We start from the raw sequence: 24,969 nt of genomic DNA on the forward strand, positions 1-24,969 counted from the left end.
CCCTCCAAAAATTTTCTATTGCCCTGTTTCTATAGTATACTCATATTTAACTATTAACTATATAATAACTAAGTTAAAGTATTCTCTATACTATACTCAGTATAGGAGGATGTTATCAACCAATATTTCACACTTGATAAACCCTTATAAATCAGTATGCTTAATACTGATTTTGACTTCTAAAACAGACTTTATCACATCCTCCTTGTATAGATATACAAACTACTAGTTAGACTTATGCTTTGAAATATATGCCACACCAGAAAGAATGGATACTCTGTTGTTTCGGCGAGTCACCATATAAATCCAATATACATCTTGTTTATCTATACACCCTCGGAACTCTTTTTCCGATTCCACAGACAAATTCATAATTAAAACTCCCAGACATACCAGCTAATTCTTCAACTGAAATAATATTATCGCCATCTTTTCCTACTAACGTTACTTCATCTTCAATCTCCACATCATTTATATGTGTAACATCAATCATCATTTGATCCATGCAAATTCTTCCTATAATCGGAGCATACTCACCATGAATTAATACTCTTCCCTTTGATGATAGAGCTCTTGGATATCCATCAGCATATCCCACCGAAAGAGTAGCTATCTTGGTTTTACTTCTAGTAATAAAAGTTTTTCCATAACTTACTCCATGCCCTTCATCTACAGATTTCACATTTATTACATGAGTTCTCCAAGCTAATGCCGGCTTAATTTTAACAGCATTTTTATCAACCTCTTCAGATGGATAAAGCCCATAAATAATTATTCCTGCTCGTACCATATCAAATCGGTGATGATCAAACTCAATAATTCCGGCGCTATTACACATATGCTTAATGGGAATATGTATTTCTCTTCTTTCTAGCAACTTTACAAAATTATCATACCTATCCATTTGTAATTTACTATAACTTTTCTCCTTCTCATCTGCAGTCGCAAAATGAGTAAATAAACCTTCAATCAACAAATTAGGTAAAGTCGAAATTTTCTCAACCACTGAAATACCTATTTCATCTACATCAAGACCAATTCTAGTCATTCCTGTATCTAGCGCAATATGAATTTTAGCTTGCTTTCCGCATGCTTCCCCCACTTTTGATATTTCCTTAGCCATTTCCAAAGTATATATCGTTTGAGTAATATCATTTTTTACTAAGTCTGTATACTGACTTGGTGATGTATACCCCAAAATTAATATGGGCAATTCTATCCCTTCATAACGCAGCTCTAATGCTTCTTCTATTGTAGCAACTCCATAATAATCCACCTCAGTTTTTAAAAAATTTCCTAAGGCGGCAGCACCATGTCCATATCCATCTGCTTTGATTACTGCCATTACTTTGGTGTTTTTTTCTACTCGTTTTTTAATTTCATTTATATTGTCTAAAACAGCACCCAAATCTATTTCAGCATAAGTTCTAAGATATCTTTCCATAACCACAAGCCTTCTTTATATAAAACGTATTTTTCAATTGTCATAATGCACTTTTTTATAGGTTCATACTCTTCAGAATATATATTCTAATATTCTTTAGAATATATATAGTAAGCCATATGAAACTTAAATCACTTCATTTAATGGAAGAATTTTTATACCTTCCGATTCTAATCTTGCCTTAATTTTTTTTACAAACTCTAAAGCCTTCTCTCCATCTCCATGAACACATATTGAATCTACTTTAATAGGTATATCTTTTCCTGTAATTGCCTCTACCTTATTTTCTTTTACCATTTTGATAACTCTATTAATAGCAACATCTTCATCTGTAATCATCGCTCCCTCTTTGGTTCTTGCAACTAAAGAACCATCTTCCTCATAAGCACGATCGGCAAAAGCCTCTCGTGCTACCTTTAATCCTATACTTTGTGCGGCACTTACCATTTCACTTCCTGATAAGGCGAGTAAAATTAATTCAGGATTAATTTCAAATATTCCTTCACAAATAGCCTCGGCAAGTTTCAAATCTTTTCCTGCCATATTATATAAAGCACCATGTGGCTTTACATGACACATTTTAATTCCTGCAGCTGTGCAAAAAGCATCTAACGCACCAATTTGATATTGCACCATAGCCTTAGCTTCCTTTGGCGAGACATTTATGTTTCTCCTTCCAAACCCCACTAAGTCAGGAAATCCTGGATGTGCTCCAATACATACTCCAGATTCTTTGGCTAATTTAACTGTATGAGCCATTACTAATGGATCTGACGCATGAAATCCACATGCTACATTAGCTGAAGATATATACGAAATCACTTCTTCATCTAAACCAAGTTTATAATTTCCGAAGCTTTCTCCTAAATCACAATTTAAATCTACCTTATACATAAGTGTCCTCCTCTCAAAATTTCAAGTCTATATTTTTAGTATCTGTTATGAGCATATGCCCTGGAGAATGTGTAATTACGATTTTAGGTTTAACATTCATAACTACTGATTGTGGCGTAACTCCACAAGCCCAAAACACTGGCACTTCTCCTTCCTTTATTTTAACACAGTCACCAAAATCAGGCTTATTGATATTTGATATACCAATAACAGAAGGATCACCTATATGAATTGGAGCCCCATGAACCCTTGGCATAGAACCTGTTACCATTACTGACTTTACGACTTGATTATTAGGAATAGGTCTCATACTCACAACCATTTTTCCATTAAATATTCCTGCTGGCTCGCATTCTATATTAGTTACAAACATAGGAACGTTACAGCTCTCCTCTATATGCCTAACGGGTACACCAGCCTCTAAAAGTTCTGATTCAAAAGAAAAGCTGCAGCCTATAAAAAAACTTACAAAATCATCTCTCCATAGATGCTCTATACTGGTATATTCACCAGTTAATATACCATCTTCATATACCCTATATTTAGGAATATCCCTAGCAATATCAGCATCCTCTGCAATATACTTTAGATTTCTGCTTCCTACATCACTAACTTCTAATATAGGGCAAGATTTTGGATTCCTTTGAGTAAATAAAAGAAATTCATAAGCCAAATCCTTTGGTAAAATAACTAAATTAGCTTGAGCATATCCTGCGCACATTCCTGAAGTTGGACCTGTAATCTTACCTTCACGTATTAATTTACGAACCTCACTAGGTTTCATTTCTGAATAATTCATGCTTTCTTCCTCCATCCTTTAGATTCTTTACATAACATTTTCATAGAAACCTAATTCAATGACCTTTTCAAACCATGTGGCACATGTCTTTTCTAATTTGATAGCATACGATACACATTCTCTCATTAAATTAACCATTGAAAGATTTAGAGATAAACCAAAACCATCTATAGCAGGTACTAGCCATCCATACATATCTATCATTCCACTTCTTGATGCAACCACCATTGCTTCTTCTTGTAATTCTTTTGTATGTAGTATATCTAAATCTTTCCTAAGATAAGCAATTGCTGCAATTAATCCATAGCATCCCCAGTCTGAGACAGTAGCAGTTATAATATTATCTGCTTTTGTGTCCACTGCAATTCCTCCATTACATCCGCAATTACATTTTCCTTCAGCTGCATATGGAATATATTCTTCCAAATGCTCTTTAATAGTCCCCATACCTATTTCATTTCCAAGATCTCCTATTGCTATATTAAGAACGCCTTTATCCTGTAATTTAGTAAATAGAATATCTTGCTTTGCTTCTAATTCAGTAACATCTAAGCCTACAGCATTATGATAGGTACCAACAGAATTAGCCCCAGGACATTCAATACTGATAACTGCACCTGGTAATCCCTTAGATATAATTTCATCAGCCTGTTTTTCAGCCTCATTCACATCTTTTGTAAATGCTACAGCTGATATGGATATGGGATATTCATTTAATTCTTCTATACTATCATAGAAATGCAATCCCATTACCTGGGCTAGATTTTTAACAGCCTCCATATTGTCTTCAGGACATATAATAACTGGTTTTACATTAAAAGCCTTAATTAAAGATCTTGCTAAAAGAATAGAGCTCACAATGCCATCCATTTCAGCCTTCTTAAACGGAAGCAGTACAAATCCAGTCATTATATAAACCAAATCTCCTTCTTTTAATGTATTCACTAACTTTTTTGCAGCATTCGTAGTTAGAGGTTCCTTTGTATATTCCCTCGAAGCAGAATATAAAATTCGGCATACCCCATATCCTCTTGGGTCTAAATTCATTAAATTATCTAGATTTTCTCCCAAATTAAATATTGTTAATTCTTCTTGATTCATATGATGCCTCCTACTCTGCCTTTGTTTCTTCTAAAAATTCTACTAATAGCGCATCCTGTAATTTCTTTACAATCTCTGGAGCCTTTCCTCCTACGGGCTTTCCATCTATTTCACAAGCAGTTATACAAAATTGACCAGAACTAGTAACTATAACTTCATCTGCTTCCATCAATTCTTTTAATGTGAATGCTGTTTCGTCAACGGGAATACTAAATAGCTTACACATTTTGATGAGATGAGCCCTTGCAATCCCAGGTAATATCAAATTATCTGCTGGTGCAGTTTTTAAAATACCATCTTTTAGAATCGATACATTACTATGAGCGCACTCTGTCACTCTTGTGCCTCTATGAAATACGGCTTCCTGGCATCCTGCTTCCTCGGTTTTTTGAGCCGCCATTACACTTGGTAATAGATTTAATGTTTTAATATTACAGTGTAAGAATCTCGTATCTTCTAAGGTGATTAGTTTTATTTTTTGTGACATATCCTTGATTTTTAAAGGCTTTAACATAATCCACAAGTTTGCTGGAACTTCATCTCCTGGAAAGGCATGATTACGCATTGCAGTTCCTCTTGTTACCTGCCAATAAACAAACTGTTCTCCTGAATCTACTTTCTTCACCATATCTTTTATAATTTCTTTTACTTGTTCCTTTGTATAAGGAATTTTTATCTTTAATAGACCAGCGCTATTAAAAAAACGTTCAATGTGCTCGTCCAATGCAAAAATCACATAATTTCTACTATAGGTAGCATCATAAACTCCATCGCCAAAATAACATACACGATCATTCATAGGTATTGTCATTTCTTCTAATAAACCGTACTTCCCATTATAATATCCCAAATTCTCCATATATATCTGCCTCCTAAATTTTATTCGATAGCTAGCATCTGTAACACTCCCACTTATTTAAGCAGGAGATAACGGCTGCACCCTCCTGGACATTGTATTCCCTAAGGGTATTGGTTCAACTAGGATTCAACTGGGGATAAATCCCCACCTGAACCAACTTTCACTTTATATAAAATAAAAAAACCAGATACATCTTAGACGGTGAAATTTGACTTCTTTGTCTAAAATATATCTGGTTTGTAAAAGTAAACCATTGTCTTAAGTCCATCATATATTTCAGAAAAAATTTTTTCAATATTTTTTATAAATACAGTTTATTTTATTGTTTTTATATCTTTTTCAAAAAATTTTATCGTTTTTTAATATTTTTAACTTTCCCAAAGAAATTTTTTACGTTTTGAGTGGTTTCTTTTCATTTTAATTTAGCTTTTTATCGCCTTTTTTTCCTCCAAATTATAATACCTACAAACCCAGTAAATTACTGCTTTTATCCTATCTTTCAAATTCATATTTGATTTTATTTTTTTCATAATTAAATAATTTAAGAATAATTTTTTTCATAAAATAACAATTATTATCTATATTGACAAATAAGTTATTTATAGTATTATATAGCATATAACCAAGGGCTGGTGTAAAAAACACTAGTCCTATTTTTTTTATAATAAGTTTTCAGAATTATCAATTTATCTAATGTCTAGCCACTGTAATACTCTTATTTCTCAAGCAGGAAATAACAGTGTCATGACCCTAGATAAGTTCATATAAGATTCAAACGGGATTAAACCTTATCTGAATCAACTTTCACTTATTATGAAATATTAAAAAATTTAAATATGGAGGGGTTATCATGATAAGAAAAACATTATTGAAAAAAACATTAGGGGCTATGACAGCAATAATGCTGTCAACTACACTGATTGTCGGTTGTAGTGAAACTGCAAAAGTAAGTTCATCTAATAGTGGTGGTGACACGATTAAGCTCGGAGGAGTTTTCCCATTAACTGGCGATGTTCCTGCATTAGGTGCAGCTATGGACAATGGAGCAAAACTTGCAATTAAAGAAATAAATGCAGCCGGAGGAGTTAATGGTAAAAAATTAGAATTTGTTGTTGAAGACGATCAAAATCAAGCATCAACGGCTCCAAATGCAATTACAAAATTAATTACTCAAGATAAGGTCGCAGCAATAATTGGAACATATGCAAGTAAATGTTCAATTCCAATGGCGGCAGTAGCGAAAGACTCAAAGGTAGTTATGATTACACCAGGGTCAACAAACGAAAAAGTAACTACTGAGGGTGGAGATTATGTATTCAGGGCATGTTTTATAGATCCATTACAAGGTAAAGTTGGTGCACAATTTGCTGCTCAAAACTTAAAAGCTAAAAAAGTAGCCATGCTTTATGATGTTGGTAACGACTATTGTGTAGGTATTTCAAAAGAATTCAAGAAAAACTTTGAATCTCTTGGCGGTACTGTAGCTTATGAAAAAACTTACAATGCTGGGGAAAGTGACTTTAAAGCATTCCTAACAGAAATTAAAGATTTAAATGTTGATGTTCTTTATCTTCCAGATAACTATTCAACTATAGGATTAATAGCAAAACAAGCAAGAGAAATTGGTATAAAAGCAGCTTTACTTGGTAGTGATTCATGGAGTGATCCAGGTCTAGTTCAGGTTGGTGGAGATGCAGTTGAAGGGGCATATTTCACAGATCACGTATCATTAAAATCAGATAATGCTGCAATCAAAAAGTTCGTTGATAATTACAAAAAAGAATATAACAGCGATCCAAGTGCCTTCTCAGTACTTAGCTACGATTCAGTATATATTGTAGCAGAATCAATAAAGAAAGCTGGAAGCACAGATGAAGCTGCACTTAAAGATGCAATGGCAAAATTAGATGTTGATGCCGGAACTACTCATTATAAATTTGATGATAAACACAATCCAATAAAGAGTGTTGTTATTAATAAAGTTGTAAAAGGACAATTTGAGTTCGAAACTGAAATCAAATAAAAAATAATTAACGTGAGTTTTCACTTCATGTTAATTAAGGCACATGAAAAAATAGAGAGTATCTTTGATTTATTATTTCCTTTCATGTGCCTAAATTTAGCTTATTAGGGAATCAAAGAAAAATAAAGTCTTATATATTTAATATCAAATGACTGTATAAATAGTCTAAGCACCGATACGTGTAAGCTTTTAATACAGCAATTTTAAAGGAGAGAGATTGACATGAGTACTTTGTTACAACAAATTGTAAATGGCATATGCCTTGGTAGCGTATATGCCTTAATAGCTATCGGTTATACGATGGTGTACGGCATTATTAAGTTAATTAATTTTGCCCATTGTGATATTTATATGGTTGGTGCTTTTACAGGATACTTTGCAGCAACAGTATTAGGCTTTGGATTTCTTCCATGTTTGCTTTTTTCTATGATTTCGTGTGCTGTTATAGGTATGTTAATTGAAAGAATTGCCTATAAACCACTTAGAAACTCACCTAAGGTTACACTATTAATTACTACCATGGGTATGGAACTTTTATTGCAGAATTTTGTAAAAACTGATTTTATTGCAGGACCAAATACAAGAAACTTTCCACAAGTAATTCCTTTGGTTTCTTATAAGTTAGGTCCAATAACTATTAGTAATCTTCAAATAATCGCACTTGCAGTCACAATATTACTATGTATTATATTACAATTTATAGTAAACAAAACTAGAACAGGCAGAGCAATGAGAGCAACCTCTTATGATAGAGATGCTGCAGCCCTAATGGGAATAAATATAAATAGAGTTATTTCTTTAACTTTTGCTTTAGGTTCAGCACTAGCTGCAACTGCTGGTGTACTTGTTGGTATGCTTTATCCTAGACTTGAGCCTGCTATGGGCGTTATGCCAGGACTGAAATCCTTTGTAGCAGCGGTTCTAGGAGGAATTGGGGTTATACCAGGAGCAATGTTTGGAGGAATTGCAATGGGACTTATTGAGACCTTATCAAAGGTATATATTAACTCAGGTTTATCAGATGCAATTGCTTTTTCAATTTTAATTATAATTCTTATTGTAAAACCAACTGGCTTATTTGGTAAGAAAGACAATGTGAAGGTGTAGGTGATAAGGATGGATAATAATATAACCAAAAACGAAAAAAATCTAAGCTCAAACTTAGTTAAAGCTATATATACAAGATACGTAATTACATTCGTAGTACTTTTAATAATCTATGCTATATTAATGCTCTTTGTTAATCAGGGAATAATTAGTGACTATATTCTTAGACTTATGAAGCAAATTGGAATTTTCTTAATTGCAGCCTTAGGACTTAATCTTATATTAGGTTTTACTGGACAATTTACTATGGGACATGCTGCTTTTATGTCTATAGGAGCATACGGTTCTGCAATAATGACTAAGAATTTTAATATGCCCTTCCCTATTTCTTTACTTGTTGGAATAATACTCGCAGCAATACTCGCAGCTTTAATAGGTTATCCAATTTTAAGACTTAAGGGTGATTACTTAGCTATCTGTACTTTAGGTTTTGGAGAAATAGTTAAAGTATTAATTCAAAATATTGATTATGTTGGAGGTGCTAGAGGTATTTCAGCAATTCCGACAAAAACTTCTTTCTTGATGGTATTTTTATCAGCTGCACTTTGCTATGCAATATTAAAGAATTTGATCAACTCTTCAAAAGGCAGAGCAATTATGTCTGTCAGAGAAGATGAAATAGCTGCTGAAGCAATGGGTATTAATTCTACAAAATATAAAATGATTTCTTTCATTATAGGTAGTAGTATGGCTGGTCTTGCAGGTGGTCTTTACGCCCATTTTAATACTTTTATTGATCCTGCAAGCTTTAACTTTGCTAAATCAATAGAGTTAATTACTTATGTTGTATTAGGTGGTATGGGAAGTATATCTGGAACTGTCCTTGGAACTTCAATCCTTATTTATTTGCCTGAATCCTTGAGGGGACTTAGTGATGTAATGAAGGATTATCGTATGCTTATATATGCTCTTTTACTTGTAATAATGATGATTTTCCGTCCACAAGGTATTCTTGGAACAAGGGAAATTTCAGTAACTAATATAAGAAAATTTTTTAAGAAATTTAAAAATCCATCATTAAAAAACATAGAAGAAAATAAAAAGGTTGGTGAATAGCATGTCTTTACTTTCAGTAGAAAATTTAACAATAACGTTTGGTGGTCTAACTGCTGTTTCTGACGTAAACATCGAAATAGGCGAACATCAATTAATCGGTCTAATTGGACCAAACGGGGCTGGTAAGACGACTCTTTTTAATATGCTTACTGGTGTTTATAAGCCAACTCAAGGAAAAATATCATTAAATGGAGAACGTATTGATGGAACTAAACCTTATAATATTACCTCAAAACGTATAGCTAGAACTTTTCAAAACATTAGACTTTTTCCTGAATTAACTGTACTTCAAAATGTTATGATTAGTTTCAACTTTCAAGCAAAATCTGGTTTATTAGCCTCTATTCTTAATACTCCTGCTCAAATATTTGAAGAGATTAAAATGAAAAAAGATGCTATAGATATTCTAAAGATTTTCAAACTAGATGATAAGGCAGAAGAATTGGCTAAAAATCTTCCATATGGTCAACAAAGAAGATTAGAAATAGCTAGAGCTCTAGCTGCTAAGCCCAAACTTTTACTTCTTGATGAGCCAGCCGCTGGTATGAATCCTCAAGAAACTGCAGAGCTTACTAAATTAATACGTTGGATAAAAGATGAATTCAAAATTTCAATTTTACTTATTGAGCATGATATGAAGCTTGTAATGAATGTATGTGAATATATCTATGTACTTTCCTTCGGCCAAATTATTGCAAAAGGACTTCCAAAAGAAATCCAAAAAAATCCTCAAGTAATTGAGGCCTACTTAGGAAAGGGGGCTACGCTATAATATGTTAAAAGTTAAGAATATTAATGTGTTTTATGGGGCTATTCATGCAATTCATGATTTAAGTCTTGAAGTAAATGACGGAGAAATAGTGACTTTAATCGGGGCTAATGGTGCAGGAAAAACAAGCACTCTTAGAGCTATTAGTGGCTTAAACATAATAAAATCTGGTGAAATTACCTATGATAATAAAATAATTAGCAATTTAGGTGCACATAAAATAGTAGCTCAAGGAATTAGCCAAGTTCCTGAAGGAAGAAGGGTTTTTGGCGACCAGACAGTAGAAGAAAATCTTCTACTTGGTGCTTATTTAGTTAAAAATAAAGCTGAAATTAAAGAATCAATGGAAAAGGTATTTAATTGGTTTCCAAGGGTAAAAGAAAGAAGAAAGCAATTCGCTGGAACTTTATCAGGTGGTGAGCAGCAAATGCTTGCTATAGGTAGAGCACTAATGGGAAATCCAAAACTTCTACTACTTGATGAACCATCTATGGGACTTGCTCCTATTGTAGTTGAAGAAATATTTGAAATTATAAAAAATATTCGTAAAGATGGAACCACCATTCTCTTAGTAGAACAAAATGCCAATGCGGCACTTCAAATTGCAGATCGTGGATATGTTGTTGAAACAGGCAGCGTTGTATTAAATGGACCAGCAGATAAATTATTACATGATGATTCTGTTAGAAAGGCATATTTAGGAGAGTAATAAAATGTGGTATAATTGTTGTATAGAGAAGGAGGGGAATTACATGGATAAGTTTGTAATTGCAATAACTAGAACTTGCGGAAGCGGTGGAACAACAATAGGTAAAATGCTAGCTAACGATTTTGGGATAAATATGTATGACAGGGAATTGTTACGTCTAGCTTCAGATGACAGTGGTATAAATGAGGCCCTATTTGCTAATGCAGACGAAGGTGTAAAAAATAGCTTACTGTATAAAGTTTCTAAGAAAATATACAACGGTGAATTAATTCCACCTGAAAGTAATGATTTTACTTCAAATGATAATTTATTTAATTATCAAGCTAAGGTATTACGTGAATTGGCTGAAACAGAATCATATGTTGTAATAGGACGCTGTGCTGATTATATTTTAAAAGATAAACCAAATGTATTTAAGATTTTTATTCATGCATCTGAAGATTATTGTATTAAACACGAAATGGATATCCTTGGCGCTTCAGAAAAAGAAGCAATAAAGGAAATTAAGAGATTAGATAAATATAGAAGTGAGTACTACTATTATCATACAGGTAAGAAGTGGGAAGATGTTAAAAATTATGATTTATCTCTTGACACAAGTAAATTAGGTTTTGAAAAATGCGTTAAATATATTAAAGAGTATATAAAATTAAGAATGGATTCATAAAAACAATATATGGATATACTAAAAAAACATGCCTGGAACTTAACTTCCAGGCATGTTTTTTATACGATTAAATGGAACATACTTCGGTTTACTAAAACTAAGAAAATACTTTTATTTAAACTTTTAAATCTCAAAATTAAATCCTTATGGCTCAATGCGAATAATCTGTATAACTTTTTACTAAACAAAAATCTATATTATTCATCTATTTCGGGTATTACGCTATATACATTTTTTACGTCTTTTAAAACAAAATGCGTTTTTGTAGATGACACACCCTCTAGACTCTTTATCTCTCTATGAATCCTTTCAAGATGATCTGATGATCTACAGAATACTTTAAGAATAAAATCAAAATCTCCAGTAAGATAATAGCATGAGACAATATTAGGGTTTTTCTTAATTGAAGTAGTAAAAGTTTCATAAAACTTTGGGTGCTCTAAACTAACTTCCATTAAAGCACTCATATCATTTCCTAATTTCTTTTGATCTACTATGATAGTATAATTTTTAATTATATCATTTTTCTCCATTTTCCTTATACGTTCAAGGACCGCTGAAACTGATAAATGAATTTCCTTACTTATATCTGATGCTTTATTCCTCGCATTAGACATTAAACATTTTAATATTTTATAGTCCATTGTATCCATAAATAACCCCCAACTATTATCTTTGTCTACAAATATTATAATCTCTGAAAATGAAAAAGTCTACAATATGAAATTTATGTGTTTATCTCACTTCTACTACAAAACGTTATATTTTTCTCACCTATTATATTCTGATAAATGTCATTTCTTTCTTCATGTTCCTCCTCATAATATTTGTACATGTTAATATATATTCAAAATATATGTTTCAAAACTTAAGCGAACATACAAACAACGAAATAAGATACATGTATGTGTAATCTGCATGTAAAAATAAGCTATTGAAAGTGCTTAATGGAGGTTGTCCTTTTAGTACTTTTCAGCGAAATTTTAACTAATCAGATGAAACATAAATGTATCTTATTTCGGTTAGTTACCGTCTTATTTTAAGTTAACAATAGATTAGGTATTTTGACACTTCAAAACATAAGCTGGTGGAATATTTAATATTACTCTCTCAAAGCTTATATCTTCAAAATAACTTGCTATATAACCTTTCTTAAGTAATGTATACTGAAAAGTTATAAATAATCCATCTTTCTTTAATATATTTTTAGTATTCTTTAATATTTTATTTGACATACTCTTAGGAAGGCTTGCAAATGGTAATCCCGAAACCACGTAGTCTACCTCACTAACATTATATTTTTTCAGGTGTTTATCAATATTTTCAGCGGAATCATTCACTATTAAAACATTACTGTAATCACTATACTTCTCCTCTAGCTGCTTGCAAAACTCTTCATTATATTCCACAAGAATCAATACTGTATGATTCTTTAGATTTTCAACCAGCTTCTCAGTGAATACCCCTGTTCCTGGACCGTACTCTACAATACATTTTGCATTTTCAAAGTCAATATCATCAGACATTTTTTCAGCAAGTTTTCCTGAACTAGGTGCTACAGCGCCTACTGTTCTTGGCGATTTAAAATACTCAATTAAGAATTTTAACCACATGATACTACAACCCTCTCTACTCATTTCTTAGTTTAGAATACATATTTTATTCAATCTTCGTCTCATAAATTTAATAAAATATACATTCTATAGTAAAAGAGATTACCTCCACTTAAATAGAACTGGAGATAATCCTAATATAGTTGGATAGATTTCTTGCTAACTATTCTTGTATTTGGTTGTGACACTTCAGCGTAGCACCAATACTGTCGCTTAACCGAAGGATCGGTTTTAAAAGCGCACAGTATTGGTAGCGTAGCGAATTGCGCGCAACCTGATGATGTGTGTCTAACAAATCTCCACCATGGCGCACCACCATAGTATAAAGGCCAAGAAACCTATCTCTTTGATTCAGCTTTACCTCAATCATTATAACATATTAAGGAAATTGATTCAACTTTTTACATAATATTAGTAATAATAAATTTGTACTTCTAATAATTTTAAGTTTTAATGTATTAAACTACGCGTACCTATATCTGTCTACCTTACAATTAAAAGTATTTTTAAGAATATGGAGTATAAGTTAATTCTTTTATTAAATTCGTGCCCTCCTCAATTATATTTACATATCTTTCCTCATTGACACTTTTGATCCATGAAACCATCCCACTTATTTCATTTATGGTACTCATCGGCACCTTTTCTCCACTCTTTATAAGTTTCTTAGAATTATAAATTGCTGCTCTTAGTGTTTTTATCCACTTTTTAGGCACTCCGATTTCGTGGTTATTTATAACAATCCCAGTGATACATTGACGATTGTTATTTCTTAGAAAATGTGTTTTTTTATGATTTATTTTAAACCCTTCTTCCATTACTATTTTTGATGTTAATCCTATGAAATTCCTAAGTTCTTGCTTATTTATTTCTTGTTTAAAGCTAAAACTCATATCGTCTGCATATCTTGTATAACCACAATTATTTTTTAATGCCATTCCGCTTAATCTCTTATCCAACTTGCCGCAAATAATATTTGTAATCATAGGACTTGCTGGCGATCCTTGAGGTAGAATTCTATTTGATGTTTTAACATATTTTATTTCGCCTCTCACTTCTATAGGCATTCGTTCGCAATAAGTACAAAGCATAGCAAGAAGTGATGAAACATATCCTGAATAACCAAATGATTTAAACATTCCTCTAACTCTTTCGAATGTTATAGTTCCAAAGAAATCTTCAATATCTATATTAATTAATAATGGAACTCTTTCCTGGGCAGATCTCTCAGTATCAATATTTTTACTTATTCTGCTATCCTCAATTATTACATGTTTTTCATCTATTGCATGAGCCTTCGCTCCTGAGACAACTGACCTTCCTCTTAGAAATCCATGTGCATAATGTGATACAGGAATTTTTGATAAAATTTTCTCTAGGATTTTTCGTTGAACATTTTTTAAGATAGATTTTGGAGCTGCTATATTTCGTTCTCCACCTTTTTTCTTTGGAATTGTGTATCTATGATAATGATCTAGTGTTACTACATCTCTATGAAAGGCTAAGAATCTCAGCTTTGTGTATTCAATCTCAAACAATTCAGATAGCTCTTTATCATCTTCAATAATAGGCAATCCTAGTGATAATAATCTCTCCGTATCGCTCTCCTTGTCAAAAAGTGAATTAGAATAACCTTTACCGATAAAAACAATTCTTCTTTCTTTTTCTTTCTTCCAATCTTCACTTTTTTGCTCTTTTTCAAGTGCCCTTTTTTCTTTTCTCTCCTTACGCCTAGCTATAGATTCTTCCATTATTGCTTTCGCAACATCTGATCTAATTTTTTCATAGTCCCATGTCTCATTATATCTTTTTTTAAGCTCACGAAGTTTCTGATTTATTTTATCTTTTTCATTATACAAGTCAGAAATTTGTTTTATTATTTTTTCATATTTCTTTATTAAACTTTTTCTATGTGCATATTCCTCTTGCGTCTCATTTTCTTGTCTTTCATAAGGTGTAGGTAAATTCTTTGGCCAAAATCCATATTCCTGCATCTTTAATAAGGTAAATTCTTTTTTACCCATTTGATTTACTATTTCTCTATAGTCCTGCCTTTTATTTTTAGATGTTTCTTGATTCTCCATCATAATAAACTCTCCATAATATCATTTATTTTATATTCTCTATCTTTTTCTAATTGTAATCTTGTAAATTTTGAAGATATTAAATATAGTGCCAGAATATGTGCACATGGAGCTGAAATATTTCTAGGTCCCCTATTAAACTCTCTGCATTTGCATTTCACCTTAGAAATTTGTCCATCTTCATCTATCTCTAATCGAGTTTCTGTTAAATCATGTTCTCTATTATAGTCTTCTGTTCCTCGAAATTTCCAATTCTTATATTTACTATTAGGCATTTTGAAGGAATGTTTAAATATAAACTCATTATTTTCTTTTACCCCTACTGAGAAATTATCCATTCCTTCATTCATAAACTCTTTAACTTTAAATTCCATTTCTGTGGTTTCATATAATTCTTTCGGAATAGGTTCATTGCATAATTTTCTAAACCTTACAGTATCATTTATAGCATCAAAATAACCTTCACCACGTTTTAAGAGCATGCCAATTCCAGCTTTAATTTCTGCTTTGTTTTTAGCATTTGAATCTCTCTTTAGATAATCATATATGCTTTCCATGGATAAACATCTTTTTTCTTTCAATAAATTATATACTTTGTCATAGTTTCCATCACCAATAAATCCGCCTAGAATGTTAAGGGCCGTTCCTTTAACCCAATCATTAGATGACCATGATGAAAATCCTATAGTCATTTTCATTCTACCAAGGTCTGCTGTAATAAATTGCGGCATTCCAAAACCAAGTAACCTTACTTTGAAAGATTTAGCTAAAGGAATTATTTTTTCTATTACAAGCCATCTCCTTCTTCCCCATATTTTTTCCTCTCTATATTTTTCTCCATTATATATTGCTTTTAAAGTCAGTTCACTGCCAAAGGGTTCAAAAATGATTTTAACTGGCTCTTGAGGCTCTAATATCCACTTCATATATCTCGGACTTTTTTGTTCTTTATGCCTTCTTAAAAGTGAACAAATATCATATATATCAGTAGGGGATAATTCTATATTAGTACCTCCTAAACTTGCAGCTGATGAAACCTGGTTAAATCCTTTTATCCAAGTTTCCGGCAAATCTATTTTCTTTTCCATATGCTCTGGAATTATCCCCGTATCTACTGTAAAACCTTCTGGATTAACTGATAATTGAACCTCATTATAGGTTCTAAACCTTTCTATTTCTTTAGCTAATTTAGATGAAAAATCTATATTAGTAGTACCCAATTCAGGCTTTTGAAGAAGTTCAAATTCCTCCATATCTATCGATAAACACCCATAGGTTGACTCATCTATTGAAAAGGCCTCAAATGAAACTTGATCTGGATGTACTGTTATTACCGGGTCTAACACAAACCAAAGATCTAAATCCCTATCTTTTATAAATTTCCAAAAATCCCTTTCAATTTTGTAATAATCTTTCCATATATCATGATTATCAATTTCCTTTTTAAGATTATTTTTAATGTCAATAAACTTGGATATCTGACTATTATTTTCATCCAATGTATTTAATAACCTACTCATATCCTTACTTAAATTTTCCCTAACTCCCGGCAAATATTGTTCATGCTTTAGAATTCTCCTCTCAATTTCACTCTCAAGCCATTCAAAGAATTCTACTCTTTCTTTTTTCTTTATACGAGCATCTGAAATAACAATTTCCCGAAGCATTAACATTGCATCTCTAAAAATTAACGGATGCTTTAACTTACCTAAGAAGGAAACTTTTTCATCTCTAGAAAGATCTGGACTAAGACCTAAAACAGTCTCTTCTCCTTTGTTTACACACATCGATGGACTTGCGTATTGATAATTAACCTTCAATTAGCACGACCCCCTTTCTAATTTGGGCAAGAGTAGTAAGAGCGCGCTCTGAATCTTTTATTATATTTGAGCCTCCAATATCAAGCAAAATATCCTCAACTTCCTCCCGTTTATCAATATATTTTAGTACAAATTTTGGAATAGCCTCATAGAGATTGTCTTTACTTCTAGAAATCTTATTAGGCAAGAATAGCAAAGTCCTAATATAATATATAAAAAGTTCCTTATCTCCATTGCCTAAATTATTTAATATCTCGTTTGTCTTGTTAGAAATATAGGCCTTAACTTCACTTGATGTGTGTTCTAACATCTGAATAATGATCTCTTTAGGAATCAACTCCTTATATATTTCATCTAGTTTTCTAATTCCAAAAGAATACACCTTATTAACAGGCGAATCTATTATCATAGCATGTAATTTTCTTCTTTTTTCTTCAGTCATGTTATCAAAAATTTCTTCTGCCTTTTTATTAAGGATAGTAATATCTGATTCAAGCATGATTAGTAAAGTTGAAAATCTTAAACTTAGTTCCTCATTACTTTCAGTAATTGCTGTAAATAATACAGTTATCATTTTCGAAGTGCCCGTTTCTAATATACCTATAAAATCCGAATCTGAAGGCAATTTCTTATTTTGTATTGTTTCAAGTATCGAAATAACTTGTCTACTCCTTTGTGAAATGGCCTTAGTCACTTGTCGTATTTTTGCTTTCTTAAGTAAAGCGTCTAATTCTTCATAGGATACTGAGAATATAACTTCTTCGACAAATTCATGAATCCAGTCAGATATTTTATTAGCATTGCATATTTCATAAATCATATTTTCTAAAAGATTTACTTTTTCACTTTCTGAAACCTTCTGTATTTTGCTAGTAGAAAATGAAAGTATATCTTTAATTTCTTTAGAAAAATTAACACTTATAAACTTTTCACTATTTTTTATGATAGCTTTCACAAAATTAAAGTATTCACTTGCATCTAAAAAAAGTAAGTTTTCTTTAAACACTTCAGACCATATTTCAAAATTATTCATCCTAATTAAAACTACTAAATCACTTGCTGAAAAAGCTCCATTGGTTTTATTCATATAGTCTCTAGCCAAATCATGATTTTCCTTCTTGCAACTGTTCATTAAAGCAAACATTATCTCAGATTTAAAGATACCAACAGACTTTAATTTCTCTGAAAGTAATTGCCTAAAAATATTTGCAAGTGGTTCATAAGATCCCTCTGTCAATTTTACTAATTTTGTGTAAGGCATATTATTAACAAATTGTTTAGTATTCTTAGAATCTTTTAGAATATAATAGCAAGCCTTTAAAATTGGGTCTATTTTTGCTTTGCTAGCAATATCCAATACATCTTCAAGATGATTGTCCCAAATTTTCTTCATAAATTCATATCGCCCTTGAAGCTTCATTAATTGATCATTTTCCATCCACCTGCTTCTAGCTTCCCAGTTTTCCCATCCAACAGGTGGTTTATCCTTAAATTCATAGTATAAGTAATGCTTTAAAATCTCATTAAATTGAAAGTTACCTCGAAATTTACATACATAATCATATTTTGTATAGCTTGTTAGTAGAGATTTCATAGCTTGCATAAATCTCTCTGGATCATTTTGTCCATAAAAATCAATAATTTTTTGTATATATCGTTTATAATATTTTAGCTCTTTCGTTTTATCATTACCTCTAAAATAATATGTCAGCCTTGGCGAGTCTAAGTAATATGCTATTTTCCCAATAACATCCGCAAGTCCATAAGCTTCTGCTTCTTGTATTGTATTTTTTAGTTCTAAAGTATTTAATATTACACCATCACTATAATTACTTATCTTATAGCGCTGGGAGCATCTCTGCTCTATCCATTTACGCTTAGAATAATCGTATCTTCCTTGATATTCCCTTAGTAGTCCTTGATTAGCATACTTTCGATAAGTTGCCCCTTCAATTATCTTCCCCTCTAAGATATTGCTGTCCTTAATCCTAATAAGGTGCAGATCCATATATGGTAATGATTCACAAATGGATTTAGCTCGATCTTCTTTTAATTTATCATCTAAAGTTGAAATATATATTCGTGCGCATCTTTTTACACCCTTTATATAACTTTCTTCTCCCCAATGTATTTCTGATTCATAAATAATTTTTGCTTCTTCAACTAATATTGAATCCTTCCTTTTTGCAAGTTCCAAAAATAGACCACTTACGTGCTCAGTACTTCCTATTTTAATAAGATATTCGTACATTGCTTTTGATGGCTTCATATCAAGTAACTCGTTTAATCTCTTTTTTCTGGAATAAAGATTTTCATTACTTACTAGATCATAAATTAGTTGATAATATTCTAAAAAATCTTCACTTAATTCTAAAATTTCGTTAGGATGCTTTGCCAAGATAAAATCTTGAAAGTTAATGCCTTGCTCCTCAATTTTTTCTATACATTCTTTATAAGAAAATTTAAAGTAAGGTAATATAATCTGCTCTTCTGATTTTAAAATCACAAATTCTTGTACTGTATAATTTTCATCTCTTTTCCAATAAGATTTTATTCCAGTCTTATAATACATTTTGGGTAAATTATTTCCTCTTCTATTATGATATCCTCCCTCATCTATAATTTTTACAGCTTGGAAAGCAGGAAAATGTCCTTCTTTTCCTTTGAATACTGCATAACTAGTGTATTTCACATTATCTTCTAAAACTCTATTAATTGGTTCTCCATCATCCTCAGTACTCTTAAATTTATGTTCACCATAAAGAATGAGAAAGGAAGGATTATTATCGTTATCTCTACCCCATAAGACTACACTTCTTATAGGACTACAATCCTTTTTCCATATTCTTTTTTTACCCTTTGGTTTTTCAACTAAAATTATGTTTTCAGATTCCTTATCATTTACGTATATTTCTTCATTTACTTGTTCTTTAGATTGCCATAATGAGAAAATTGATTTTAAAAAACCATTTTCTTTAAACGTTGACATAATAATAAAACCACCTTAACTTTATATTTGAAGCTTTTACTAATTTGTATCAAATATTAAATAAAATTTATCTTCCTAATAACCATATAACAATTTTACATTATATGGTTATAACTTCCAATTTATTTTTTTATTTAGGATTAATTATTTCTTAAGTTGATAAGTAAAAATTGACTCAAAAAAACATATCATATAAATTTCTATAGATAAAAAAAATCATACACAAAAAGAATCTAATCTCTTCATACATGATTTTTATTGCATTAATATATATCTTGTAATTTTCAACTTACCTTAAAACACATTTCTTGTAGTATCAACCCACTTTTATCAGATAAAAAAGTATCTCCAATACTGATAAATCCAACCTTTTCATAAAAATTAACAGTCTCCAATCTAGAATTTAAATGTAAATTCATCATCATCTCATCTTTTGCTTTAATTATATGCTTTTTTAACATTTCAAAACCTATTCCTCTTTTAGTATAATCTTGAGAAACAACTACATTTGTTATTTTGCCTTCACCGTTAAAATTAGTCATTCTTGAATATCCAACAACCGTATTCTCGCATACTGCTACTAAATGAAAGCTTATATTATCTAATTCATCATAATCATACTTAGTAATTTTCCCATATGGTTTAAAAAGTACATCAAATCTCAAATTAATAACCTGCTCAAATTCTTTACCATCATACTTTATATATTTATATGTAATATTATCCATAATCTTTTCCTCTACTTTTCATTTTATAATCTCATTATACAACATATTCATCATTTTTGTATATTTATTCATAAATATTCATAATTTAATGCTGATATTATATGTTTTTACTTATAAGAAATATTATTCATACAATGAAATTGTATTATAAAAATTATGAACTTAAGAATATAGATATCTATTTTGATAATAAACGATATTATACCTATCTATTATAAGTATAAATGCTATTAAGTTATTATGAATAACTTAATAGCATTTATGCCGTTAACCTTATTTTTTATACAACACACGCTATATCTACTATAGTGTTATGATCGATCTTCCCATTTTCTTTTTGCTTTTAATATATTTTCTTCACTAAGTTTTGTTCCCTCTACGATTTCTCCCATTCCATAACCTTTATCTAACATTTCTTTTGCCTTTTCCATGGCTCTTTCATGCTCGCCTTTTTTTAACTTTTCCATTAGATTTCCTCCTTTAGTTATACTAAAATCTAAAGGTAGTTTTACCATCAGAAAAATATTTATTCAAAATCCTACTCAAGCTATCTTATAAAAATTATTATGAAACCATATTCTTAGCACTAGCAAAAACAACTTTTCTTATATTTTTTCTTAAATTTATACATATCAGCATCGGCCATTTGAATGATTTCATCAATACTTTTACCATCATCACATTCTACTTGGACTATTCCATAACTAAAAGAAATATCATAAGGTCTTAATTTCTTTTCATTTTCTTTAACTATATTTAATGTTATTTTTCTCATAGCTTCATCTACATCTTCTTTTTGCATATTTGGAAAAAGAATTATAAACTCATCTCCACCAACCCTGCATAAAATATCGTTATTTCTTATTACTTCTTTTACTAATTTACATGTTATTACAAGAAGTTCATCCCCTTCAGGATGTCCATAATTGTCATTTACATGTTTTAATCCATCAAGATCAATATAGCACATAGAAAAAACATCTTTATTTCTTCTTATTGATTTAATTTCTGCTTCCAATAAAGCTAGCCCCATTCCTCTATTGTAAACTCCAGTAAGTGTGTCAATTGCAGCATAATATTTCAGCTTTTCTTCTGCCCTTATTCTATCTTCAATTTCCTTTTTTAAATCACTTTGAATTCTATGAAGATATTCCTGTTGTCCATCACTAATTCTAATTATTTTCTCAACATCTCTAATTACCTTATCAAATTGTTTAACAATTACTGAGAAGTTGTTAAATACACTTTTTTCATCTCTTTTTTCATCTTCAATTAATTCTTTTGCGTCTTTGAGTAGAGCTTTCTCATTTTCAAAAAAACTTGGTTCAATTCCTGTCATATAATCACCCCAATATTTGTATCTATTTTACCTTAAATGCAAAGACAGTAATATCATCTCTTTGCTGCTCATTATTCATATATGTTTCTAGATTGGTTTCATATTCATCTTTTATAGAATCGAAATTCTCACTATCATAACCTTGTATCATTTCATATAATCGTTTTTTTCCAAAAGGATAATTTTTTTGTCCTCCATTTTGATGAATAAATCCATCAGTCGTAACTATAAATATATCCCCTTCTTTTATATCTATGATTTCATTATTTAACGTTTCCTTTAGTTCTATATAACTGTATCCTACTCCTTTACTCTGAGGCTTTACAATCTGAACTTCTTTACCACACTTAATATATAAATCCAAATTAGCTCCTAAATATATCAATTTAGATTTGTTCTTTATACAAAATATTGCGATATCTAACCCGTCATCAACGCTATTTCTATTAGAATCCTTATTCAAAGCTTGTTTTAACTGTATATGAAGTTCTCTAATAATTTTACTAGGATTATCTTTATTTATTGTTGTTACTATATTATGCAATATTGCGTTCACAGTCATTGTCATAAATGCACCTGGAACCCCATGACCTGTACAATCTCCAACTGCCAATATAATTACATCATCTATTTCCCTTAACCAAAAAAAATCTCCTCCAACTGTATCCTTGGGTCTCCAGATAGAAAAATGATCCTTAAATATTCTTTTTAATTCGTACTCTGAAGGCAATATTGCTTCTTGTAACCTTTTTGCATATTCTATACTGTCACTTATCTTTTGATTAGACTCCTGTAATTCTTGAGTTCTAATATTAACTTTCTCTTCAAGCTCCATATTAATTAAAAGAGCCTGTTTATACGGATTAGCAATTTTACGAGAAATAATATAAAATAATATCATAAAAGATAATAAAACCAGAACAACATTTACTATTGTATTGTTTCTGAGAGAATTAATTTGAGACAAATTCTCCATTCTAGGTATTTCATAAAATAAAATCCAATCACTTGAACTTAACTTGCAATACGCATAATCTACAATTTCTTTGTTACTATTTGTGTATTCTGATACCTTTACGTTTTCTTTACTATCTGAATATGTATCTTTAATTTCTGATATTACCTCTTTAGGTAGAAATTCTGAATAATTTTCCCCTATATCTTCACGTATATCAGACAATTGTATTATACCCCTGTCATCTACCATCCAGAGTTTACTATTCTTCCCCACCTTAAATTCTCTAAATTCCTTTGTTATTTCATTAAGGCTTAATCCAACTCCTGTTATTCCAACAGGATTATCTACACTGCCCACAATTGCATCCACGAAGAGAAAAAAGTCATCCATTGTTCTATTATAATCAACATTAAGAAGAATTTCTTTCTTGGATTTTAGCATTTCATAAAACCACTTATCCGCAGTATTATCTTTAGATAACACCACAAAATCCTCGTTATTCTTGTTTACATATGAATTTTCTCTAAAATAATAATGTTCTGTCTTTACACCTGCCATAAATGTATTACTGTAATCATAGGAATTAGCTATACTCTCTATTTTACTTAATACAATTTTCCCTGAATCCTTATCCTTCTCTTCATCTGCTAACCATTTTATATTTAAGGGATCTCTTGCTAAAATATAAGAAGTCTCTACCGCTCTATTGATACGACTATCTATCTTAGATGCCATTGATTTCACTATAAAAACAATATCTTGTGATTTTTCCTTATCAATTAGTGACTTTTTTGTATTTGTATATCCTAAAAGTCCTGTAATTATAACAGCAAGTGATATAATTATACTAGCTATAAGAATTATTCTAAAAATATTTTTTATATATGATTGACTATACCCCTTAAGAGTCTCTTTTTCCTTCACTTCCTATTCCTCATCACTTATTGAAATAAAATTAAAAGGAATATCTATATCCATACTAAAGTCTTGTCCCATATCATAATCAAAGCCATTATCTTCATCGTAATACCAATTTATAGTGATTTTTTTCCCACTTTGATAGTTCTCATTAAGTTTATCAAATAATATAATTAAACATTTTATGCTGCTAGTATTTATATAAGAAAGTTGAAATTCTATAATTAATTCATTAAAATCACTTAGATATTCATCTATAAATTTATAAATAGGTTCATAAAAGTTATAAGCATTTTCCGGATAAGATTCTCCCTTAAAAATCAATCTTTTTTGCTCATTAATGAACTCAACATATGGAGTACTTTTTGTATTTTGTGTAATAAAATCATTCATCTATCTAACCTCACACTGTAACAGTTAATGTGTAATAGGAGTAACTGTCATCTATCTTTTCAAATTTATACTCTATTTTTCCAGCTGCTTTTCTAGCAATTTGAATCAGTCCAAGTCCTGCTCTTCCGTTACTCATATCTATTTCTTTCCTGGAAACTTCTCTAAAGTAACTATTTAGTTCATCTTTATTCATAGATATTATTTTATCTAGCTTCTCTTTTAAATCCACAATATCCTCATTTAATATTGTATTCCCAGAATACACGCGGTAACCTGATTCTATTTTTGAAATAGCTATTATAGCTGATCCTGCAATAACCGAAAAATCCTTTGTTTCTTCTTTTGATACTTCATACTGTTTTATGTTTTGAGTCTGCTCAACAAAAGTAAAAAATGCTGTACTAATCTTACTTTTCGTTGCTTGTTGAAGCTGTAATCTTTGTTTTAATGCAACACCAAGTTCCTCTATTAATCCTTGAGAAAATGTTCCCGAAAATATGAATTCAATCTTTGATTCTTTCAACTTATTTTGAAGTACGTAAATTCCCTTTTCCAACCTATTCACTCCTCCTATATATTAATATGTATTCACATAAACTTTTACAACTAAATTACGGTTAATTATACCATTTTTATTCATATAAATACAATTATCATCATTAACTAAAATTAATACCTGATTTTATTAAATAAACAATT

General features: G+C 30.7%; 22 protein-coding genes. 6 read left to right on the top strand and 16 right to left on the bottom strand.

Features of this window, described 5'->3' with window-relative positions; all coding sequences use genetic code 11:
• Positions 1-322: 322 nt before the first annotated feature.
• From alr to D2A34_RS00835, 5 genes are all read right to left on the bottom strand, one after another.
• Entirely contained in the window at positions 323-1,444 is a 1,122-nt protein-coding gene (alr, locus tag D2A34_RS00815) for an alanine racemase (protein WP_119365434.1), read from the bottom strand.
• 126 nt (positions 1,445-1,570) lie between these two features.
• Positions 1,571-2,338, bottom strand: a complete 768-nt coding sequence (locus tag D2A34_RS00820; RefSeq protein ID WP_079438697.1) for a LamB/YcsF family protein — start codon at positions 2,336-2,338, stop codon at positions 1,571-1,573.
• 13 nt (positions 2,339-2,351) lie between these two features.
• Positions 2,352-3,137 carry a putative hydro-lyase gene (locus D2A34_RS00825; protein WP_079438696.1) on the bottom strand — a complete coding sequence of 262 codons (786 nt, stop codon included), beginning with the start codon at positions 3,135-3,137 and terminating at the stop codon, positions 2,352-2,354.
• 27 nt (positions 3,138-3,164) lie between these two features.
• Entirely contained in the window at positions 3,165-4,238 is a 1,074-nt protein-coding gene (locus D2A34_RS00830; protein WP_079438695.1) for a DUF4392 domain-containing protein, read from the bottom strand.
• Between the two features lie 10 nt (positions 4,239-4,248).
• Complete coding sequence (locus D2A34_RS00835; RefSeq protein ID WP_079438694.1) at positions 4,249-5,097, bottom strand: D-amino acid aminotransferase; 849 nt, start codon at positions 5,095-5,097, stop codon at positions 4,249-4,251.
• An 850-nt stretch (positions 5,098-5,947) separates the two neighbouring features.
• On the opposite strand from D2A34_RS00835, the gene D2A34_RS00840 reads away from it, so the two are divergent.
• The 6 genes from D2A34_RS00840 to D2A34_RS00865 all read left to right on the top strand — a co-directional run bounded on the left by D2A34_RS00840 (position 5,948) and on the right by D2A34_RS00865 (position 11,428).
• The gene (locus tag D2A34_RS00840) at positions 5,948-7,120 is read left to right on the top strand and encodes an ABC transporter substrate-binding protein (protein WP_079438693.1); all 1,173 of its coding nucleotides are present in this window, start codon (positions 5,948-5,950) and stop codon (positions 7,118-7,120) included.
• A 222-nt stretch (positions 7,121-7,342) separates the two neighbouring features.
• The gene (locus D2A34_RS00845; protein WP_079438692.1) at positions 7,343-8,227 is read left to right on the top strand and encodes a branched-chain amino acid ABC transporter permease; all 885 of its coding nucleotides are present in this window, start codon (positions 7,343-7,345) and stop codon (positions 8,225-8,227) included.
• 9 nt (positions 8,228-8,236) lie between these two features.
• Positions 8,237-9,283 carry a branched-chain amino acid ABC transporter permease gene (locus tag D2A34_RS00850; RefSeq protein ID WP_119365435.1) on the top strand — a complete coding sequence of 349 codons (1,047 nt, stop codon included), beginning with the start codon at positions 8,237-8,239 and terminating at the stop codon, positions 9,281-9,283.
• A 1-nt stretch (position 9,284) separates the two neighbouring features.
• Positions 9,285-10,055, top strand: a complete 771-nt coding sequence (locus D2A34_RS00855; protein ID WP_119365436.1) for an ABC transporter ATP-binding protein — start codon at positions 9,285-9,287, stop codon at positions 10,053-10,055.
• 1 nt (position 10,056) lies between these two features.
• Positions 10,057-10,761 (top strand): ABC transporter ATP-binding protein, encoded by a 705-nt coding sequence (locus tag D2A34_RS00860; RefSeq protein ID WP_079438689.1) that lies wholly within the window; start codon positions 10,057-10,059, stop codon positions 10,759-10,761.
• Between the two features lie 43 nt (positions 10,762-10,804).
• A complete protein-coding gene (locus tag D2A34_RS00865) occupies positions 10,805-11,428 on the top strand; it encodes a cytidylate kinase-like family protein (protein WP_079438688.1) in 624 nt (207 codons plus the stop codon).
• Between the two features lie 197 nt (positions 11,429-11,625).
• Here the strand turns inward: D2A34_RS00865 and D2A34_RS00870 are convergent, their stop codons facing one another.
• From D2A34_RS00870 to D2A34_RS00915, 11 genes are all read right to left on the bottom strand, one after another.
• Positions 11,626-12,081 (bottom strand): Lrp/AsnC family transcriptional regulator, encoded by a 456-nt coding sequence (locus D2A34_RS00870; protein ID WP_079438687.1) that lies wholly within the window; start codon positions 12,079-12,081, stop codon positions 11,626-11,628.
• 402 nt (positions 12,082-12,483) lie between these two features.
• A complete protein-coding gene (locus tag D2A34_RS00875) occupies positions 12,484-13,041 on the bottom strand; it encodes a class I SAM-dependent methyltransferase (protein ID WP_079438686.1) in 558 nt (185 codons plus the stop codon).
• A 506-nt stretch (positions 13,042-13,547) separates the two neighbouring features.
• On the bottom strand, positions 13,548-15,128 hold the full coding sequence (locus tag D2A34_RS00880; RefSeq protein ID WP_079438685.1) for a reverse transcriptase family protein: 1,581 nt from the start codon (positions 15,126-15,128) through the stop codon (positions 13,548-13,550).
• Positions 15,125-16,945 carry a hypothetical protein gene (locus tag D2A34_RS00885; protein ID WP_119365437.1) on the bottom strand — a complete coding sequence of 607 codons (1,821 nt, stop codon included), beginning with the start codon at positions 16,943-16,945 and terminating at the stop codon, positions 15,125-15,127. Before D2A34_RS00885 ends, D2A34_RS00880 begins: the two co-directional genes overlap by 4 nt.
• Positions 16,935-19,934 (bottom strand): hypothetical protein, encoded by a 3,000-nt coding sequence (locus D2A34_RS00890; protein WP_119365438.1) that lies wholly within the window; start codon positions 19,932-19,934, stop codon positions 16,935-16,937. Before D2A34_RS00890 ends, D2A34_RS00885 begins: the two co-directional genes overlap by 11 nt.
• Before the next feature lie 284 nt (positions 19,935-20,218).
• The gene (locus D2A34_RS00895) at positions 20,219-20,662 is read right to left on the bottom strand and encodes a GNAT family N-acetyltransferase (RefSeq protein ID WP_079438681.1); all 444 of its coding nucleotides are present in this window, start codon (positions 20,660-20,662) and stop codon (positions 20,219-20,221) included.
• Between the two features lie 311 nt (positions 20,663-20,973).
• On the bottom strand, positions 20,974-21,129 hold the full coding sequence (locus tag D2A34_RS26535) for a hypothetical protein (protein ID WP_169896763.1): 156 nt from the start codon (positions 21,127-21,129) through the stop codon (positions 20,974-20,976).
• Positions 21,130-21,248: 119 nt separating this feature from the next.
• On the bottom strand, positions 21,249-22,001 hold the full coding sequence (locus D2A34_RS00900; protein ID WP_079438680.1) for a GGDEF domain-containing protein: 753 nt from the start codon (positions 21,999-22,001) through the stop codon (positions 21,249-21,251).
• 22 nt (positions 22,002-22,023) lie between these two features.
• Positions 22,024-23,883: a SpoIIE family protein phosphatase gene (locus tag D2A34_RS00905; RefSeq protein WP_079438679.1), complete on the bottom strand. Its 1,860-nt coding sequence runs from the start codon at positions 23,881-23,883 to the stop codon at positions 22,024-22,026.
• A 3-nt stretch (positions 23,884-23,886) separates the two neighbouring features.
• The gene (locus D2A34_RS00910; RefSeq protein ID WP_079438678.1) at positions 23,887-24,270 is read right to left on the bottom strand and encodes a DUF1987 domain-containing protein; all 384 of its coding nucleotides are present in this window, start codon (positions 24,268-24,270) and stop codon (positions 23,887-23,889) included.
• A gap of 10 nt (positions 24,271-24,280) precedes the next feature.
• On the bottom strand, positions 24,281-24,826 hold the full coding sequence (locus D2A34_RS00915) for a SiaB family protein kinase (protein WP_079438677.1): 546 nt from the start codon (positions 24,824-24,826) through the stop codon (positions 24,281-24,283).
• Between the last annotated feature and the right edge of the window lie 143 nt (positions 24,827-24,969).

The sequence above is a fragment of the Clostridium chromiireducens genome (assembly GCF_003575225.1).
In the GTDB taxonomy this organism is placed as follows: domain Bacteria; phylum Bacillota; class Clostridia; order Clostridiales; family Clostridiaceae; genus Clostridium; species Clostridium chromiireducens.

Excerpts from the sequence above, each read along its gene's own strand:
- D2A34_RS00860 (WP_079438689.1), top strand. The coding sequence starts at position 10,057 with ATGTTAAAAGTTAAGAATATTAATGTGTTTTATGGGGCTATTCATGCA.
- D2A34_RS00835 (WP_079438694.1), bottom strand. The coding sequence starts at position 5,097 with ATGGAGAATTTGGGATATTATAATGGGAAGTACGGTTTATTAGAAGAA.
- D2A34_RS00830 (WP_079438695.1), bottom strand. The coding sequence starts at position 4,238 with ATGAATCAAGAAGAATTAACAATATTTAATTTGGGAGAAAATCTAGAT.
- D2A34_RS00875 (WP_079438686.1), bottom strand. The coding sequence starts at position 13,041 with ATGTGGTTAAAATTCTTAATTGAGTATTTTAAATCGCCAAGAACAGTA.
- D2A34_RS00825 (WP_079438696.1), bottom strand. The coding sequence starts at position 3,137 with ATGAATTATTCAGAAATGAAACCTAGTGAGGTTCGTAAATTAATACGT.
- D2A34_RS00865 (WP_079438688.1), top strand. The coding sequence starts at position 10,805 with ATGGATAAGTTTGTAATTGCAATAACTAGAACTTGCGGAAGCGGTGGA.
- D2A34_RS00895 (WP_079438681.1), bottom strand. The coding sequence starts at position 20,662 with ATGGATAATATTACATATAAATATATAAAGTATGATGGTAAAGAATTT.
- D2A34_RS00870 (WP_079438687.1), bottom strand. The coding sequence starts at position 12,081 with ATGGATACAATGGACTATAAAATATTAAAATGTTTAATGTCTAATGCG.
- D2A34_RS26535 (WP_169896763.1), bottom strand. The coding sequence starts at position 21,129 with ATGGAAAAGTTAAAAAAAGGCGAGCATGAAAGAGCCATGGAAAAGGCA.
- D2A34_RS00820 (WP_079438697.1), bottom strand. The coding sequence starts at position 2,338 with ATGTATAAGGTAGATTTAAATTGTGATTTAGGAGAAAGCTTCGGAAAT.
- D2A34_RS00855 (WP_119365436.1), top strand. The coding sequence starts at position 9,285 with ATGTCTTTACTTTCAGTAGAAAATTTAACAATAACGTTTGGTGGTCTA.
- alr (WP_119365434.1), bottom strand. The coding sequence starts at position 1,444 with ATGGAAAGATATCTTAGAACTTATGCTGAAATAGATTTGGGTGCTGTT.
- D2A34_RS00840 (WP_079438693.1), top strand. The coding sequence starts at position 5,948 with ATGATAAGAAAAACATTATTGAAAAAAACATTAGGGGCTATGACAGCA.
- D2A34_RS00890 (WP_119365438.1), bottom strand. The coding sequence starts at position 19,934 with ATGTCAACGTTTAAAGAAAATGGTTTTTTAAAATCAATTTTCTCATTA.
- D2A34_RS00900 (WP_079438680.1), bottom strand. The coding sequence starts at position 22,001 with ATGACAGGAATTGAACCAAGTTTTTTTGAAAATGAGAAAGCTCTACTC.
- D2A34_RS00845 (WP_079438692.1), top strand. The coding sequence starts at position 7,343 with ATGAGTACTTTGTTACAACAAATTGTAAATGGCATATGCCTTGGTAGC.
- D2A34_RS00880 (WP_079438685.1), bottom strand. The coding sequence starts at position 15,128 with ATGATGGAGAATCAAGAAACATCTAAAAATAAAAGGCAGGACTATAGA.
- D2A34_RS00850 (WP_119365435.1), top strand. The coding sequence starts at position 8,237 with ATGGATAATAATATAACCAAAAACGAAAAAAATCTAAGCTCAAACTTA.
- D2A34_RS00910 (WP_079438678.1), bottom strand. The coding sequence starts at position 24,270 with ATGAATGATTTTATTACACAAAATACAAAAAGTACTCCATATGTTGAG.